The 15,428-nt window shown below is 72.7% G+C and carries 16 protein-coding genes; 3 read left to right on the top strand and 13 right to left on the bottom strand.

All coding sequences use genetic code 11. The features are described from left to right. Positions 1-13 precede the first annotated feature (13 nt). The 7 genes from ACIF8S_RS24945 to ACIF8S_RS24915 all read right to left on the bottom strand — a co-directional run bounded on the left by ACIF8S_RS24945 (position 14) and on the right by ACIF8S_RS24915 (position 6,500). On the bottom strand, positions 14-667 hold the full coding sequence (locus ACIF8S_RS24945; protein ID WP_400001836.1) for a response regulator: 654 nt from the start codon (positions 665-667) through the stop codon (positions 14-16). Continuing rightward, positions 556-1,917 carry a sensor histidine kinase gene (locus ACIF8S_RS24940; RefSeq protein WP_400001834.1) on the bottom strand — a complete coding sequence of 454 codons (1,362 nt, stop codon included), beginning with the start codon at positions 1,915-1,917 and terminating at the stop codon, positions 556-558. Before ACIF8S_RS24940 ends, ACIF8S_RS24945 begins: the two co-directional genes overlap by 112 nt. Before the next feature lie 68 nt (positions 1,918-1,985). Further along, on the bottom strand, positions 1,986-2,996 hold the full coding sequence (locus ACIF8S_RS24935; RefSeq protein WP_400001833.1) for an NAD-dependent epimerase/dehydratase family protein: 1,011 nt from the start codon (positions 2,994-2,996) through the stop codon (positions 1,986-1,988). Between the two features lie 130 nt (positions 2,997-3,126). Beyond that, on the bottom strand, positions 3,127-3,687 hold the full coding sequence (locus tag ACIF8S_RS24930; RefSeq protein WP_400001831.1) for a winged helix-turn-helix domain-containing protein: 561 nt from the start codon (positions 3,685-3,687) through the stop codon (positions 3,127-3,129). Positions 3,688-3,967: 280 nt separating this feature from the next. Continuing rightward, entirely contained in the window at positions 3,968-4,996 is a 1,029-nt protein-coding gene (glnII, locus tag ACIF8S_RS24925; protein ID WP_024882676.1) for a glutamine synthetase, read from the bottom strand. Between the two features lie 335 nt (positions 4,997-5,331). Continuing rightward, positions 5,332-6,018: a hypothetical protein gene (locus ACIF8S_RS24920; protein WP_400001829.1), complete on the bottom strand. Its 687-nt coding sequence runs from the start codon at positions 6,016-6,018 to the stop codon at positions 5,332-5,334. A 122-nt stretch (positions 6,019-6,140) separates the two neighbouring features. Further along, complete coding sequence (locus ACIF8S_RS24915) at positions 6,141-6,500, bottom strand: arsenate reductase family protein (RefSeq protein ID WP_400001828.1); 360 nt, start codon at positions 6,498-6,500, stop codon at positions 6,141-6,143. A gap of 232 nt (positions 6,501-6,732) precedes the next feature. Here ACIF8S_RS24915 and ACIF8S_RS24910 point away from each other — a divergent pair, with 232 nt between their 5' ends. Further along, positions 6,733-7,047 carry a hypothetical protein gene (locus ACIF8S_RS24910; protein WP_400001827.1) on the top strand — a complete coding sequence of 105 codons (315 nt, stop codon included), beginning with the start codon at positions 6,733-6,735 and terminating at the stop codon, positions 7,045-7,047. Positions 7,048-7,296: 249 nt separating this feature from the next. Here the strand turns inward: ACIF8S_RS24910 and ACIF8S_RS24905 are convergent, their stop codons facing one another. Beyond that, positions 7,297-7,560 carry a hypothetical protein gene (locus tag ACIF8S_RS24905; protein ID WP_400001825.1) on the bottom strand — a complete coding sequence of 88 codons (264 nt, stop codon included), beginning with the start codon at positions 7,558-7,560 and terminating at the stop codon, positions 7,297-7,299. Positions 7,561-7,716: 156 nt separating this feature from the next. Further along, positions 7,717-9,126 (bottom strand): type I glutamate--ammonia ligase, encoded by a 1,410-nt coding sequence (glnA, locus tag ACIF8S_RS24900; protein ID WP_048456730.1) that lies wholly within the window; start codon positions 9,124-9,126, stop codon positions 7,717-7,719. 209 nt (positions 9,127-9,335) lie between these two features. On the opposite strand from glnA, the gene ACIF8S_RS24895 reads away from it, so the two are divergent. Beyond that, on the top strand, positions 9,336-9,803 hold the full coding sequence (locus ACIF8S_RS24895; protein ID WP_024882663.1) for an RDD family protein: 468 nt from the start codon (positions 9,336-9,338) through the stop codon (positions 9,801-9,803). 136 nt (positions 9,804-9,939) lie between these two features. Here the strand turns inward: ACIF8S_RS24895 and ACIF8S_RS24890 are convergent, their stop codons facing one another. The 4 genes from ACIF8S_RS24890 to lipB all read right to left on the bottom strand — a co-directional run bounded on the left by ACIF8S_RS24890 (position 9,940) and on the right by lipB (position 13,133). Then, a complete protein-coding gene (locus tag ACIF8S_RS24890) occupies positions 9,940-10,644 on the bottom strand; it encodes a DUF4191 domain-containing protein (protein ID WP_349793438.1) in 705 nt (234 codons plus the stop codon). 58 nt (positions 10,645-10,702) lie between these two features. Continuing rightward, positions 10,703-10,903: a hypothetical protein gene (locus ACIF8S_RS24885; protein WP_349793854.1), complete on the bottom strand. Its 201-nt coding sequence runs from the start codon at positions 10,901-10,903 to the stop codon at positions 10,703-10,705. A gap of 290 nt (positions 10,904-11,193) precedes the next feature. Beyond that, the gene (gene lipA, locus ACIF8S_RS24880) at positions 11,194-12,159 is read right to left on the bottom strand and encodes a lipoyl synthase (protein ID WP_215215437.1); all 966 of its coding nucleotides are present in this window, start codon (positions 12,157-12,159) and stop codon (positions 11,194-11,196) included. Positions 12,160-12,335: 176 nt separating this feature from the next. Continuing rightward, on the bottom strand, positions 12,336-13,133 hold the full coding sequence (gene lipB / locus ACIF8S_RS24875; protein ID WP_400001822.1) for a lipoyl(octanoyl) transferase LipB: 798 nt from the start codon (positions 13,131-13,133) through the stop codon (positions 12,336-12,338). Positions 13,134-13,395: 262 nt separating this feature from the next. Between lipB and ACIF8S_RS24870 the strand changes: the two genes are divergently transcribed. Then, a complete protein-coding gene (locus tag ACIF8S_RS24870) occupies positions 13,396-14,856 on the top strand; it encodes a regulator (RefSeq protein ID WP_400001821.1) in 1,461 nt (486 codons plus the stop codon). Positions 14,857-15,428: the final 572 nt, after the last annotated feature.

Raw genomic sequence — 15,428 nt, 5'->3', positions numbered from 1 at the left:
CGGGCGTCATGTTTCACCGGCCGTGGTCGAGATACGCGAGAACCGCCAGCACGCGGCGGTTGTCGTCGTCCGACACCTCCAGGCCCAGTTTGGCGAAGATGTTGGCGGTGTGCTTGGCGACGGCCCGTTCCGTCACCACCAGCCGGGCCGCGACGGCCGCGTTGGTCCGCCCCTGCGCCATCAGCTCCAGCACCTCCAGCTCCCGGGGCGTCAGCCGCTCCAGCGGCCGGTCCGCGCCGGACCGCCGCGCCAGCAGCTGCTGGATCACCTGCGGGTCCATGGCCGTACCGCCCGCCGCCACCCGCCGGACCGCGTCCACGAACTGCTCCGCGTCGAACACCCGGTCCTTCAGCAGATACCCCACCCCGCCGTCGCCGTCCGCCAGCAGCTCGCGCGCGTACAGCTGCTCCACGTGCTGGGAGAGCACCAGCACCGGCAGTCCGGGGCGCTCGCGCCGGGCCCGCAGCGCGCACTGCAGCCCCTCGTCGGTCTGGGTGGGCGGCAGCCGCACGTCGACCACGGCGACGTCCGGTTCCTCCTCGGCGAGCGCCCGGGTCAGCTCCGGCCCGGACCCCACGGCCGCGACGATGTCGAAGCCGTGCGCCCCGAGCAGCCGGACGAGTCCGTCGCGCAGCAGGAAGAGGTCTTCGGCCAGCACAACACGCACGGAATCTCCATGGTGACCAGGGTGGGACCGCCCGCGGGGCTGCTGACGGCCAGGACGCCGTCGAATGTACCCAGCCGTCGCTCCACCCCGGCCAGTCCCGAACCGGCCCCGATCACCGCGCCGCCCCGCCCGTTGTCGGTGACCGTCACCCGCAGACACCCGTCGGCGTGGTGCAGGTCCACCCAGATCCGGTCCGCGCCGGAGTGCTTCACCGCGTTGGCCAGCACCTCGCTCACCGCGAAGTACGCGGCCGACTCCACCGGCGCGTCCGCCCGCCCGGGCAGCGTCACGTCCACCTCCGTGGCCACCGGCAGCCGCAGCGCCAGCGCCCGCACCGCGTCCCCGAGCCCCCGCTCGGCCAGCACCGGCGGATGGATGCCGCGCACCAGGTCCCGCAGCTCGGTCAGCGCCTCCGCGGACGACTGCCGGGTCCGCGCCAGCAGCTCCCGCGCCTGCCCCGGGTCCTTCTCGATCAGCGCCTCGATCGTCCCCAGATCCATCCCCACGGCCACCAGCCGGGCCTGCGCCCCGTCGTGCAGGTCCCGCTCGATGCGGCGCAGCTCGGCGGCCGAGGTGTCCACGGCCTCCCGCCGGGTCTCGGTCAGCACCCGCACCCGCTCGGCCAGTTCCCGGCCGCCGGAGCCCAGCACGGCCCGGGTGAGCAGGAAGTGGACGCGCAGCAGGCGCGCTGCGGTGAAGTGTCCGAGCATCAGCAGCGCCAGGGCCAGCGCGGCGGCGCCCAGCGCGGACACCTGCCCGGACACCGGCACGAAGCCGTACCACCACGGGTCCGGCAGCACCCGCCACAGCCCGGCCGCCACCGCGAACCCCTCCAGCGGGTAGACGAGCAGGGCGGCCGGCAAGAGCGCGGTGACGAAGCCGGCCGTCATGTCGACCAACAGCCAGAGCAGGTCCCGCCAGGTCGCCGGATCGCCCAGCATGCCGAAGGTCCGCGCCCACGGGTTCGCGTCCTTCGGCAGCGGCCGGTGGGCGGGCGGGATCCGCACCCCGCCCCACTCGGCCGCCAGCACCCGCCGCCAGTCCGCGAACGCCCGCACGCCCTTCAGCACGTACGGCGTGGTGACGATGCCGACGCCGACCGGGATCAGGCAGACCGACACCACGGCCGCCACGAAGCACACCACCGCCCCCGGCAGCGACACCAGCGCCAGCGCCAGTCCTCGTACCGCCGCGAGCGGGAACTCCCGCGCCGCGTTCCGTCCGTCGTGTGCGTGCGTCCCGGTGGTCATGGGCCCAGTCTCACCGTCCGCGCCGGACGGCACACTGGGTCCGGCCCCCGCCTGTGGGGTGGGGCCGGCTACACCCCCCGGGCGGTGGCCAGCACCTTCGCCTCCACCTCGGGGTCCAGCCCCTTGACCGTACGGTCGGGGCGCTGCGGTGCCGTGCCGCCGATGTCCCGCAGCCAGGCCCAGGTGTCCGCGACGGTCTCCGCGACCGGCCGGCAGCGCAGCCCGGCCGCGACCGCCCGGGAGACGTCCGCCGAGTGCAGCGCGTCGTGCAGGTCGCTGTGCGGCGGCACCCACACCGGCAGCTGGGTCCACGGCTCCACCCCGGCGTCGAGGACCACCTCGGGCGCCGTCCACCGCAGCTCGGCCGGCCCGCCGGTCACCCGCACACAGGCCTCCAGCAGCTCGCCCATGGTGGTGTGGCCCTGCGGCGACATCAGGTTGTACGGCCCGCTCAGCCCCTGCTCGGCCGCGCCGAGGATCCACTCCGCGAGGTCGCGTCCGTCGACGTACTGCAACGGCAGGTCCCGCGGGCCGGGGGCGAGCACCGGACCGCCGCGTGCCACGCGGTTCAGCCACCAGGGCAGCCGGCCGACGTTCTCGTACGGCCCGAGCAGCAGCCCGGCCCGCACCAGCAGCGAGCGGTCCGCGCCGAAGGCGTCCACGGCGGCCAGCTCGCCGCCCCGCTTGTCCCGCGCGTAGTCCGTCACGTCGGCGTCCGGGGAGGCGCCCTCCACCACGGGGGCGTCCTCGCCGTACCCGGCGGGCGGCGCCCACGTGTACACCGAGCAGCTCGACACGTACACGTACCGTCCGGCGCGGTCCCGCAGCAGCCGCGCCGCGTCCCGCACCGCGCGCGGGGCGGACGACCAGGTGTCCACGACGACGTCCCACGTGCCCGGTTCCTCGTCCAGCGCCGCCAGCCCGTCCACCTCGGTGCGGTCGCCCAGCAGCTCCCGGGTGCCCGGGGGCGCCTCGTGCCGCCCGCGGTGGAAGACGGTCACCTCCCAGTCCCGCGCGAGGGCCGCCTCGGCGACGGCCCGGCCCACGAACTCCGTACCACCCAGCAACAGAAGTCTCATACCGCCGACTCTGCCCGGCCGGGCGGCACCGGGGAACACGCTTCTGCTGTCGGCAGACCGCCGGTCCGGCGCCGTACCGCCCGCTCGGCGCCGGGCCGCCCGCCCGCTCGGCGCGGTACCGTCCGGCCGCTCAGCGCCGCACCGGCGGGACGTACTTGTAGCCGACACGGCGCACCGTGCGGATGGCGTCGCGGAACCCGGCGCCGAGCTTGCGGCGCAGCCGGGCGATGTGGACGTCGACCGTGCGCCCGTCGCCGACATGGCCGTAGCCCCACACCGTGCCCACCAGGTGGTCCCGGGTGTGCACCCGGTCCGGGTGCGCCACGAGATGGGCGAGCAGCTCGAACTCCAGGTACGTCAGGTCGAGTGGGCGGCCGTCGACCTCGGCGGTGCGCCGCACCGGGTCGACCCGGATCAGCGCGTCGTCGTCCGCGGGGCCGGCCGGCGCGGTCACCGGCTGGGGGAACGGCGGCCGCCGGCCGGCGGGGACCAGCACCAGGTAGCCGACCATCGGGGGCCGGCCGGGCAGCACGGGCACGGCGTCCGGCGGGGCGGGCAGCCAGGTGGCGCCGGGCGGCAGCAGGTCCGCGACCGTCACCGTCCCGTCCCGGTCGACGGCGCGCAGCCGGGACCCGGCGGCGGGGACGGGCGGGACGGGGGAGGGGGAGGACAGGGAAGGGGTGGTCGCCATGGGACGTCAGCTCTTTCGCGCGAAGGGTTCGTCGAGGACGTACGCGGTGCGCGGCGGCCGAAGGCCGGGAAGGAATCCGGGCGTTAAAGGGCCGGCGCGTTCGTCGCGCGACGACACACCCGGTCGAAGTCGTGGTGCTGACGGGAAGGCCAGAACGGCTCCAGGTCACGTCGACCCGTCGCGTGGTGGGTGCGGAAGCCGGCCATGGGTCCATTGAAGCAGACGGCGTGAGGGGCGCCCACCTTCCGGTGGACGCCCCTCGGACGGATCGCGGCGCGGATCAGACCTGGCCGGCCTTCTCCAGCGCGGTGCAGCAGGTGTCGACCAGCAGACGGGTCACCACGTACGGGTCGACGTTGGCGTTGGGACGGCGGTCCTCGATGTAGCCCTTGCCGTCCTTCTCGACCTGCCACGGGATGCGGACCGAGGCGCCGCGGTCCGAGACCCCGTACGAGTACTCGTTCCACGGGGCGGTCTCGTGCAGGCCGGTGAGGCGGTCGTCGATGCCTGCGCCGTAGTTCTTCACGTGGTCCAGCGGCTTGGAACCCTCACCCAGGGACTCGGCGGCCGTGATGATCGCGTCGTAGGACTCGCGCATCGCCTTGGTGGAGAAGTTGGTGTGCGCGCCGGCGCCGTTCCAGTCGCCCTTGACCGGCTTGGGGTCGAGGGTGGCGGCGACGCCGAAGTCCTCGGCGGTGCGGTAGAGCAGCCAGCGGGCCACCCACAGCTGGTCGGAGACCTCCAGCGGGGACAGCGGGCCGACCTGGAACTCCCACTGGCCGGGCATGACCTCGGCGTTGATGCCGGACAGGCCCAGACCCGCCTTCAGGCAGTTGTCCAGGTGCGCCTCGACGACCTCACGGCCGAAGATCTCGTCCGAGCCGACACCGCAGTAGTAGCCGCCCTGCGGGGCCGGGAAGCCGCCCTTGGGGAAGCCGAGCGGGTAGGCGTCCTTGAAGAAGGTGTACTCCTGCTCGATGCCGAAGATCGGCTCCTGCGCGGCGAACTTCTCGGCGACCTCGGCCAGGGCGGCGCGGGTGTTCGACTCGTGCGGCGTCATGTCCGTGTTCAGGACCTCGCACAGCACCAGGACGTCGTCGCCGCCGCGGATCGGGTCGGGACAGACGAAGACCGGCTTGAGCACGCAGTCCGAGGCGTGGCCCTTGGCCTGGTTGGTGGAGGACCCGTCGAAGCCCCAGATCGGCAGGTCGGCGCCCTTCGCGTCGTCGCCCAGGATCTTCGTCTTGGACCGCAGCTTGGCGGTCGGCTCGGTGCCGTCGATCCAGATGTACTCGGCCTTGAAGCTCACGGTCCACATCCTTCGGGGTGGGTCTGGGCGCGCTTGGTGCGGATGCTGCGGCGCTGCGGCACTGGGGCGCCGCCGTCAATGCCCCGCAGCTTGTCAACAGGCGATTTCCCGACCGTTGCCCGGGTGTGAACCCCGTGTTACCGGACGCCGGTGCGCCCGCCGCCACTCCGTGAGGGCCGAGGAGAGGGGGGCCCGGTGTATGCGATGGGACGTGAAGGGACCGCCGCTCCCGGCACGATGACCCGCCGCTCCCGGCACGATGACCCGCCGCTCCCGGCATGGGGAGGCCCGCCGCTCCCGGACGGGAACGGCGGGCCTCCGGGCGCACCAGGACCTCACCCCACCTTCTCGATCAGCGCCCTGCGGATCAGGAACTTGCCCGGCTCGCGGACCTGCTCGAAGGCGGCGTTGTTCAGCAGCGCGCAGCTGCCGGACACCGAGGTGACCTCCACCGTCGTGGACTTGTTGTTGTCCAGGTTGGTGACCTTCAGCTTCGTGCCGGCCGGGAACTGGTTGCTGGACGCGGCCGGGGCGCCGGCCTCGCCGGAGAGGGTGACGGTCGAGCCGTTGCACACCTGCTCACCGGCGGCGGCCCCGCCGCCGTCCTGGCCCGCCTGCCCGTTCTGGCCCGCCTGTCCGTCCTGGCCGCCCGCGGCGGGCTGGGACGGGGCCGGCTGCTGCGGCTGTGCGGGCCGGGAGTCCTGAGCCGACTCCCCCACCGCGCACCCGGAGGCCTCCTGCTGCAGCTGGATCTGGGCGATGACCGCCTCACGGTTGGCGATCCGCGCCTCGGACTGGGCGTCGGGGTTGGCCCGCTGGCCCGCGATGAACCGCTGGTTGTTGCCGAGCGCGGTGGCCAGCCCCTGACAGACCGTCGAGTCCGCCGCCGACTTCGTGGTGGCCGACGGCGGGCTCGCGTTCGACGTGGTCGCCATGACGAAGGCACCGCCGCCCGCCACCGTGGCGGCGCTCAGCAGCAACGCCAGCTTCTTTTTCGGGCCGAAAGTTCTCCTGCGCGACATGCGCGACTCCAAGGGGGTCGGGGGAGCGTACGCCGCTATGTACGAGATACCGAACGCAGTTGCTCAGCGGCCGGCCCAAGTCGCCCAAGTGGCCTGCGTCACAGGAGTGAGGGGGCAGGGCGTCAGCGGGACAGCGCGTCCCGTACGGCCTCCTCCGAGCGGGCCACCACCGCCGTGCCGTCGTCCGCCGTGATGATCGGCCGCTGGATCAGCTTCGGGTGCGCGGCGAGCGCCGCGATCCAGCGGTCCCGCGCGCCGGCGTCCCGCGGCCACTCCTTGAGGCCCAGTTCCTTCGCCGCCGCCTCCTGGGTCCGGGTGATGTCCCACGGCTCCAGTCCGAGCCGCTCCAGCACCTCCCGGATCTCGTCCTCGGACGGCACGTCCTCCAGGTAACGGCGGACGGTGTAGTCCGCCCCCTCCGCGTCGAGCAGGCTGATCGCGCTGCGGCACTTGGAACAGGCCGGGTTGATCCAGATCTCCATGCCGCACACGGTACGCCCGGCCGGCGCTGTTCGATTTATTCGGCTCCTCCCGTGCACCTCGCGCACCACCCGTGACGCGCTCCCAAAACCCATGCCCACCAGCGCATTTGTTGGCCGAAGCGGGCCTGCTGATTGTCAGTGCCGGGACGTAGAATGGAGGAAGTGTTCGAGGGAGTCGCCGAGGTCGCCGTGGACCCCGGCCGACCGCCCCGACCGCGACAGGAGGATGCCCGTGCCCGCTGCCGCCCTCAAGCCGAAGTCCTTGCCCACCCAGTCCACCGCGAAGCGCCCGGTGCTGCTCGAACTGCCCTGCGCGCCGGTGGAGAAGCGCCCGCTGCCCCCGGGCCGCCCGCGCGAGTGGTACGTCACCCACAACCGCAGGCTGAAGGCGATGCGCCTCGCCATCGCCCTGCTCGACTCCGGCGTCTACCTGCCCGCCCAGGCGCGGAACGAGACGATCCGCGGCGCCGCCGAGCTGATCGGCGTCCACCCGCCGTCGGACACCACCTGCCACATGGTGCGCGCGTTCATGCGCTACAACCGCTGACACCCGCGACCCGGTGCCGGGCGCTCCCGTCCCGGGGCGCCCGGCACCGCCGTGCCGTGACCGGCCACGGGCTGGGGCAGCATGGACGGCGGGGTGCCGCCCACCCCCAAGTCGCCCGGGCCGCCCGGCACTTGCGCGGTCGCGCCCGGTGGGGGAGGGAGGAGCGGATCCGGAGGGCGGTGCCCGGGGCACCGGTGCGCCCCGCGCACCTCACCGACGGTCGCCGTCGCCCGGAACGACTGACCGGGATCAGTAGGGCCCGATGTTCGCGTAGCCGAGCAGGACGATCACGGCGGCGACGCAGCCGAGGATGACGACCGTCGACACCCACGACGAGCGTCCCGGCGATCTCCGCCCACGGTGCTCCGGCTCGCCGCGGAACGGCACCGGTCCGGGCGGGTTGTCCTTCCAGCGCGCGGCGAGCATGCGGGCGCGGGCCGACGGCTCCTTGTGCTCGGCGCCGTCCGCCCATCTGAGGTCGAACTCGCGCTTGTCGTCGTCCTGCTCGGACATGCCCGTGACCTTCTCTCGAACAGCAGTGTCACACCAAGGATCCCTCCCCACCCGCCTGGAGGGAAGCATTCCGGACACACGACGCCGCCCCCGCCCCTGGACGACCAGGGACGGGGGCGGCACACGAACCGACGCGGCGCACACGCCGCGGTCCGGTCACACGTCGAAGTACAGCTCGAACTCGTGCGGGTGCGGACGCAGCTGCAGCGGGGCGATCTCGTTCTGACGCTTGTAGTCGATCCACGTCTCGATCAGGTCCGGCGTGAAGACGTCGCCCTGGAGGAGGAACTCGTGGTCGGCCTCGAGACGGTCCAGCACGGCGCCGAGGGAGGTCGGGACCTGGGCCACGTTCGCGTGCTCCTCGGGAGCCAGCTCGTAGAGGTCCTTGTCGATCGGCTCGGCCGGCTCGATCTTGTTCTTGATGCCGTCGAGGCCGGCCAGCAGCAGCGCCGAGAAGGCCAGGTACGGGTTGCCCGAGGAGTCCGGGGCGCGGAACTCGACGCGCTTGGCCTTCGGGTTCGAACCGGTGATCGGGATGCGCATCGCCGCGGAGCGGTTGCGCTGGGAGTACACCAGGTTGATCGGCGCCTCGAAGCCCGGCACCAGACGGTGGTACGAGTTCACCGTCGGGTTGGTGAAGGCCAGCAGCGACGGCGCGTGCTTGAGGATGCCGCCGATGTAGTAGCGGGCGGTGTCCGACAGGCCGGCGTAGCCCTGCTCGTCGTAGAAGAGGGGCTCGCCGCCCGCCCACAGCGACTGGTGGACGTGCATGCCGGAGCCGTTGTCACCGAAGATCGGCTTGGGCATGAAGGTCGCGGTCTTGCCGTTGCGCCAGGCGACGTTCTTCACGATGTACTTGAAGAGCTGAAGGTCGTCGGCGGCCGCGAGCAGCGTGTTGAACTTGTAGTTGATCTCGGCCTGGCCGGCGGTGCCCACCTCGTGGTGCTGGCGCTCGACCTGCAGGCCGGACCGCTCCAGCTCCAGGGAGATCTCCGCGCGCAGGTCGGCGAAGTGGTCGACCGGCGGGACCGGGAAGTAGCCGCCCTTGTAGCGGACCTTGTAACCGCGGTTGTCCTCCAGCGCACCGGTGTTCCAGGCGCCCGCCTCGGAGTCGATGTGGTAGAAGGACTCGTTCTCCGAGGTCTTGAAGCGCACGCTGTCGAACACGTAGAACTCGGCCTCGGGGCCGAAGAACGCGGTGTCGGCGATGCCGGTGGAGGCGAGGTACGCCTCGGCCTTCTTGGCCACGTTGCGCGGGTCACGGGAGTACTGCTCGCCCGTGATCGGGTCGTGGATGAAGAAGTTGATGTTGACCGTCTTGTCCCGGCGGAAGGGGTCGACCCGCGCGGTGGACAGGTCCGGCAGCAGCGCCATGTCGGACTCGTGGATGGCCTGGAAGCCGCGGATCGAGGAGCCGTCGAAGGCGAGCTCCTCGGCCGGGTCGAAGGCCGACGCCGGGATCGTGAAGTGCTGCATCACACCCGGCAGGTCGCAGAAGCGGACGTCGATGAACTTGACGTCCTCGTCCGCGATGAACTTCTTGGCCTCGTCGGCGTTCTGGAACATCCAGCTCCTCCTACTCCCGACCGTCCCGCCGGGGTGGTAGATCGTTCGTGCGGCCAGTGCGGGGGCACACGCTGCACTCGACCCTAGGGACGGGTCATTTCTCGGGCGTGACCCGTTTGTTTCGCACAAGTTAACCGGCACCTCTTCCACGGTAGCCCCGGCACACCCCGCCGTCTCCCGGTCATATCCGGTCGCAGTACCGTGGACGGGTGGACAACAGGCAAGCAATCGGATCATGGCTGTCCGGCCCGCGCGCGGCCATGGAGGAGGCCGGTGCCGACTTCGGTTACCGGGGTGAGCAGCTGGGGCTGCCGGAACAGGGACCGGGCTCGATCGCACGACCCGGCCGCAGGATCGGCGCCCTCGCCGTCGACTGGGGTCTGTGCCTGCTGATCGCATACGGTCTGTTCACCGACGGCTACGACGCCCGCACCGGCAACTGGGCGCTGCTGGTGTTCCTGGTGCTGAGCGTCCTGACCGTCGGCACGATCGGCTTCACGCCCGGCAAGCGCCTGTTCGGGCTGCGCGTGGTCGCCGTGGACAGCGGCCGGGTGCAGCCGCTGCGCGGTCTGCTGCGTTCGGCGCTGCTGTGCCTCGCGATCCCCGCCCTCGTCTGGGACCGTGACGGCCGCGGCCTGCACGACCGGCTGGCCCGCACGGTCGAGGTGCGGATCTGATCCGGCTCCGCCGGTTCACACGACGCCGACACACGACGACGCCGACAACACGACGACACCGGCACACGACGACGGGGGGCGCCGGAATCCGATTCCGGCGCCCCCCGTCGTCGTGTGTCACGTACGGGTACGGGGCTCAGCGGCCGCGCTGCCCGCCGCCCTTCGGCAGCTTCATGCCCTTGGGCATCGGCCCCTTCGGCAGCGGCATGTTGCTCATCAGGTCGCCCAGGGCGCGCAGCCGGTCGTTGGTCGCGGTGACCTGCGGGCCGGTGAGCACGCGGGGCAGCTTCAGCATCGTGGTGCGCAGCTTCTTCAGCTCCACCTGGCCCTCGCCGTTGCCCACGATCAGGTCGTGCACCGGGACGTCCGCGACGATGCGGTTCATCTTCTTCTTCTCGGCGGCCAGCAGGCTCTTCACCCGGTTCGGGTTGCCCTCGGCGACCAGCACGATGCCGGCCTTGCCGACCGCGCGGTGCACGACGTCCTGGCTGCGGTTCATCGCCACCGCCGGCGTCGTCGTCCAGCCACGGCCGATGTTGTCGAGCACGGCCGCGGCGGCGCCCGGCTGTCCCTCCATCTGACCGAAGGCCGCCCGCTCGGCCCGGCGGCCGAACACGATCGCCGTCGCGAGGAAGGCGAGCAGGAAGCCCAGGATGCCGAGATAGATGGGGTGCCCGATCAAGAAGCCGATCGCGAGGAAGACACCGAAGGTGACGATTCCGACAGCCGCGAGTACAAGACCGATCTTCTTGTCGGCCCTGCGGGTCATCTTGTAGGTCAGAGCGATCTGCTTCAGTCGCCCGGGGTTCGCAGCGTCCGCTGCGGGTTCCTTCCTCGCCATGCCATGAAGTCTACGTGTCCCCCGGAGCGCCTTCGACGGCAGTGCCGGGGTCGGACGCTCAGGGGCGGGTGAGCAGCGTCTGGTCGAGCACACGCTGCGCCTCGACCCGGTCCTTGGCGCGGCGGCGGTCCTCCAGGACCGACGTCCAGGCGTTGCGCCGGGCGGTGCGCTGGCCGCCGCTCATGAGCAGGGACTCGACGGCGCGCAGGGCGGTGGAGAGGGACGGGATGGGGGTGGCGCGGACGGGCGCGGCCTGCATGGTGACGTTCTCCCTCGGTGCCGGCGGACGGGCGGTGGCGTGCTGTGATTCCAGGCTCACTGACTGGTGTTACCAGGGCGTGACCGACCGGTCAAACAGGCATGAAGCCTCCGTGCCGGGCGCGGAACGCCGACGCGGCCCCGGCCTGTGCCCTCAGCTGGGAGGACGGCCGGGACCGCGTGCTCTCGGCCACTACCAGGCGGTAGGGCCTTGTGCGTGAATTCACAGCCTGCCGGCGGGGGTGTGGGGCACGGCCCCGCGACGGCTTCCGCCGGCTGTCGCCGTTCCGCTCAGACGGCCTGCGAGGCGACGTACGCGCCGCGCTTCTCGACGGCCATCCGGTAGAGCCGCCCGGCGCGGTACGAGGAACGGACCAGCGGGCCGGACATCACGCCGGAGAAGCCGATCTGCTCGGCCTCCTCCTTCAGCTCCACGAACTCGTGCGGCTTGACCCAGCGCTCCACGGGGTGGTGGCGCACCGAGGGCCGCAGGTACTGCGTGATGGTCACCAGCTCGCAGCCGGCGTCGTGCAGCTGCTTGAGCGCCTCGCTGACCTCCTCACGGGTCTCGCCCATGCCGAGGATCAGGTTGGACTTGGTGACCAGGCCGACGTCGCGGGCCTCGGTGATGACCTTCAGGGAGCGCTCGTAGCGGAAGCCGGGGCGGATCCGCTTGAAGATCCGGGGGACCGTCTCCACGTTGTGCGCGAAGACCTCGGGGCGCGAGGAGAAGACCTCCGCCAGCTGCTCGGGCACCGCGTTGAAGTCGGGGGCGAGCAGCTCGACCTTGGTGCGGCCCTCGGCGCGGTCCGCGGTCTGCGCGTGGATCTGGCGCACGGTCTCGGCGTACAGCCAGGCGCCGCCGTCCTCCAGGTCGTCGCGGGCGACGCCGGTGATGGTGGCGTAGTTCAGGTCCATGGTGACGACCGACTCGCCCACGCGGCGCGGCTCGTCACGGTCCAGCGCCTCGGGCTTGCCGGTGTCGATCTGGCAGAAGTCGCAGCGCCGGGTGCACTGGTCGCCGCCGATGAGGAAGGTCGCCTCGCGGTCCTCCCAGCACTCGTAGATGTTGGGGCAGCCGGCTTCCTGGCAGACGGTGTGCAGACCCTCGCTCTTGACCAGGTTCTGCATCTTGGAGTACTCGGGGCCCATTTTCGCCCGGGTCTTGATCCACTCGGGCTTGCGCTCGATGGGGGTCTGGCTGTTGCGGACCTCCAGGCGCAGCATCTTGCGTCCGTCGGGTGCGACTGCGGACACGACCGGCTCCTAGCGATTGATTCTTCGGCGTGGTCAAGCGTACGCCCGTTGATATGTATGCCCGGCGAGGGTGCCGGCCTGCCGTTGGCAGTCGCCGGCGCCCTCACACGGCCTGCTCGGCCGTGACGTGCAACGCCGGCCGCGCCCTGGTTATGCCGTGTCCCGCGGGGCCGCCGTCAGGCGGGCGTCCGCTCGATCTCGCGCGGCTTCAGCTCGGCGTTCACGAGCACGTCCGTCAGGTGCCGCTCCACGACCGGCAGCACCTCCTCGATCGTGACGTCGCGGCCCAGCTCGTTCGCCAGGGAGGCGACGCCCGCGTCGCGGATGCCGCACGGGATGATCTTGTCGAACCACTTGTTGTCGGGGTTCACGTTGAGCGCGAAGCCGTGCATCGTGACCCCCTTGGCGACCCGGATGCCGATCGCGGCGATCTTGCGGTCCTCGCGGCGCTGGCCGGCGTTGGAGGGGGCGTACTCCGGGCCGTTCAGCCGGGGGTCGAACTCGTCGTCCTTCAGCCGGGGGTCGAAGTCCAGGGAGAGCCCGCCGAGCGCCGGGCGCCGTTCGACCGGGTCGCCCAGCACCCACACCCCGCTGCGGCCCTCGACCCGGGTGGTCTCCAGGCCGAACTCCGCGCAGGTGCGGATCAGCGCCTCCTCCAGGCGGCGGACGTGCGCGACCACGTCCACCGGGCGGGGCAGCTTCTGGATCGGGTAGCCCACCAGCTGGCCGGGACCGTGCCAGGTGATCTTGCCGCCGCGGTCGACGTCGATGACGGGGGTGCCGTCGAGCGGCCGCTCGCTGTCCTCTGTGCGCCGCCCGGCGGTGTAGACGGGCGGGTGCTCGAGCAGGATGACGGTGTCGGGCACCTCGTCGGCGAACCGCGCGGCGTGCACCCGGCGCTGTTCGTCCCAGGCCACCCGGTAGTCCACGGCCTCGGCACCGAAGCCCATCCGGACGAACCGCAACTCACTCACGGCAAGCGCCTCCCTAGAAGGTCGTCAGGCGCGAAACGCACCCACGCCACTGTACGACCGTTCGACGGACCCCCAGCCGGCAGCCTTCCGTGGCCCGCTCGTCAGCTTTCGGGCAATCCTCACACGATCGGATGAATGCCGGTTGATCTCTGCGACCGGGTGTTCACTCTCCGCTACATTCGCGCCGACCACGAGGCCATAAGGGCTGCTCACAGGCAATCCGCGCACACCCACAGCCGGAAGGCAGGAGACCGCACCGCAGATGACGGAACGACCCGCGCAGCGCACCCCCAACCGACAGCTCGCCGCGCTCATCGCAGAAGCGGGGTTCTCCAACGCGGGACTCGCCCGTCGCGTGGACCAGCTCGGTCTCGAACACGGGCTCGACCTGAGATACGACAAGACCTCCGTCACCCGCTGGCTGCGCGGACAGCAGCCACGCGGCACGACCCCGGCGCTGATCGCCGAGGTCTTCACCCGGCGCCTCGGGCGCAGGCTGAGCGCCCAGGACCTGGGCCTCGACGCCTGCGCGCCCGTCTACGCGGGACTGGAGTTCGCGGCCACCCCGGAGGAGGCCGTCGACATCGTCAGCGGGCTCTGGCGCAAGGACTCCGGCAGCCACGCGGAACTCCGCAAGATCGCCTTCACCTCGGCGGGGCTGGTGGTGCCGAGCCGGGACTGGCTCATCGGCCGGCCCGACGACAAGGTGGCCCGCGCCGAGCCGGTGCGGGTGCCCGCCCAGGGGCGGGGGCCGGTGCGGCCCGTGACGCCCGCCGAACTCACCGCCCGCCGGCGCGGCGGGGCCGACCGGGGGCCCGGGTACCGGGTGTCCGGGGGTGACATCTCCGCGTTGCGCTCGGTCGGCGAGCTGTTCCGCACCCTCGACGACGCGTACGGCGGCGGGCACGCCCGCCAGGCCCTCGTGCGCTACCTGGAGCACGAGTGCGAGCCGATGCTCCGCGGGACGTACGGAGAACAGCTGGGCCGGCGGCTCTTCGCAGCCGCCGCCGACCTGACCCGGCTGGCCGGCTGGACGTCGTACGACATCGCCGCGCACGGGCTCGCCCAGCGGTACTTCGTCCAGGCGCTCCGGCTGGCCCAGGCGGCCGGCGACCGCGCGTACGGCGCCTACGTGCTCGTCACGATGAGCCGCCAGGCGGTCTACCTCGGCCACGGACGGGAGGCCGTGCAGCTCGCCCGGGTCGCCCAGCAGGGCGCGGGCGGCTCCGCCCCGCCCGCCGTCCAGGCACTGCTGCACGCCGCCGAGGCACGCGGGCACGGGGTGCTCGGGGAGGTGCGGGCCTGCACGGCCGCCCTGGTCCGCGCGGAACGCGCGCTGGACGCCGCGCGGCCCGGCGACGAGGTGCCCCACTGGGCGCGCTTCTTCGACGAGGCCCAGCTCGCCGACGAGTTCGGCCACTGCCACCGGGACCTCCAGCAGTTCCGCGCCGCCGCCCAGCACGCGGAACGGTCGCTGCAGCTGCGCGGGCCCGGGTACGCCCGCAGCCGGCTGTTCTGCCGCGTCGTCCTCGCCACCGCCCGCCTGGGTCTCGGCGAACTCGACCAGGCGTGCCAGCTGGCGGCGGAGGCGGCGGCCCAGGCGGCGGAGATGCGCTCGGTCCGCGCGGTCGAGTACGTCCGCGACTTCGAACGGCGCCTGGAGCCGTACCGCGACGCGGCCCCGGTCCGCACCTACCGCGACCGGGTCTCCACGTACGCCTGACCCGCCCGCCTCCCGGGCGGTCCACGTGGGCCCGTTCGGCCGCCGGCCACGGGGGCGGCGCGTCCGGCACCCGGCGGTGCCCGCAGGGCCGGGGGGCGCCTGCCATGCGCGGGTGGCCTCCCGGCCCGGGCAGCTCGCCGCTGTCATGCCGCGCGACCGCTGCGGCCGTGGCGCGCGACGGCCTGGCCGGGTGGACAGGTGGAAGTTGCCGCGCGGACGCGCGCGTCCAGCCCCGGGCGGTGCCCGCAGGGCCGGGGGGCGCCTGCCCGGCGCGGGTGGCCTCCCGGCCCGGGTCGCGCGACGCTGTCATGCCGCGTCACCGCCGCGCCGTGGCGCGCGCCGGCCCGGGCCGGGTCGGCCGGTGGCCGACGCGGCCACCGTGGACGCCCGCGAGGACGCACGCCTGCCGGGCCGCGTCGTCGGGCCGGGGAGTGCCGCCGCGCGCGTCTCGAGCGCGCCCGGGGCGGTGCACGACGCCGCCGGCGCGGGCGCGTGGCGTGCTGTCCCAGGCGTACGTGCCGTGCGGTGAAGCGTGTCCGCGCCCTGCGGTCAGGTCACGCGGGGCGCGGACA

It is taken from the genome of Streptomyces sp. NPDC085937 (assembly GCF_044540535.1).
Lineage (GTDB): Bacteria > Actinomycetota > Actinomycetes > Streptomycetales > Streptomycetaceae > Streptomyces.
This window is presented reverse-complemented; position numbering and strand designations above follow the sequence as displayed.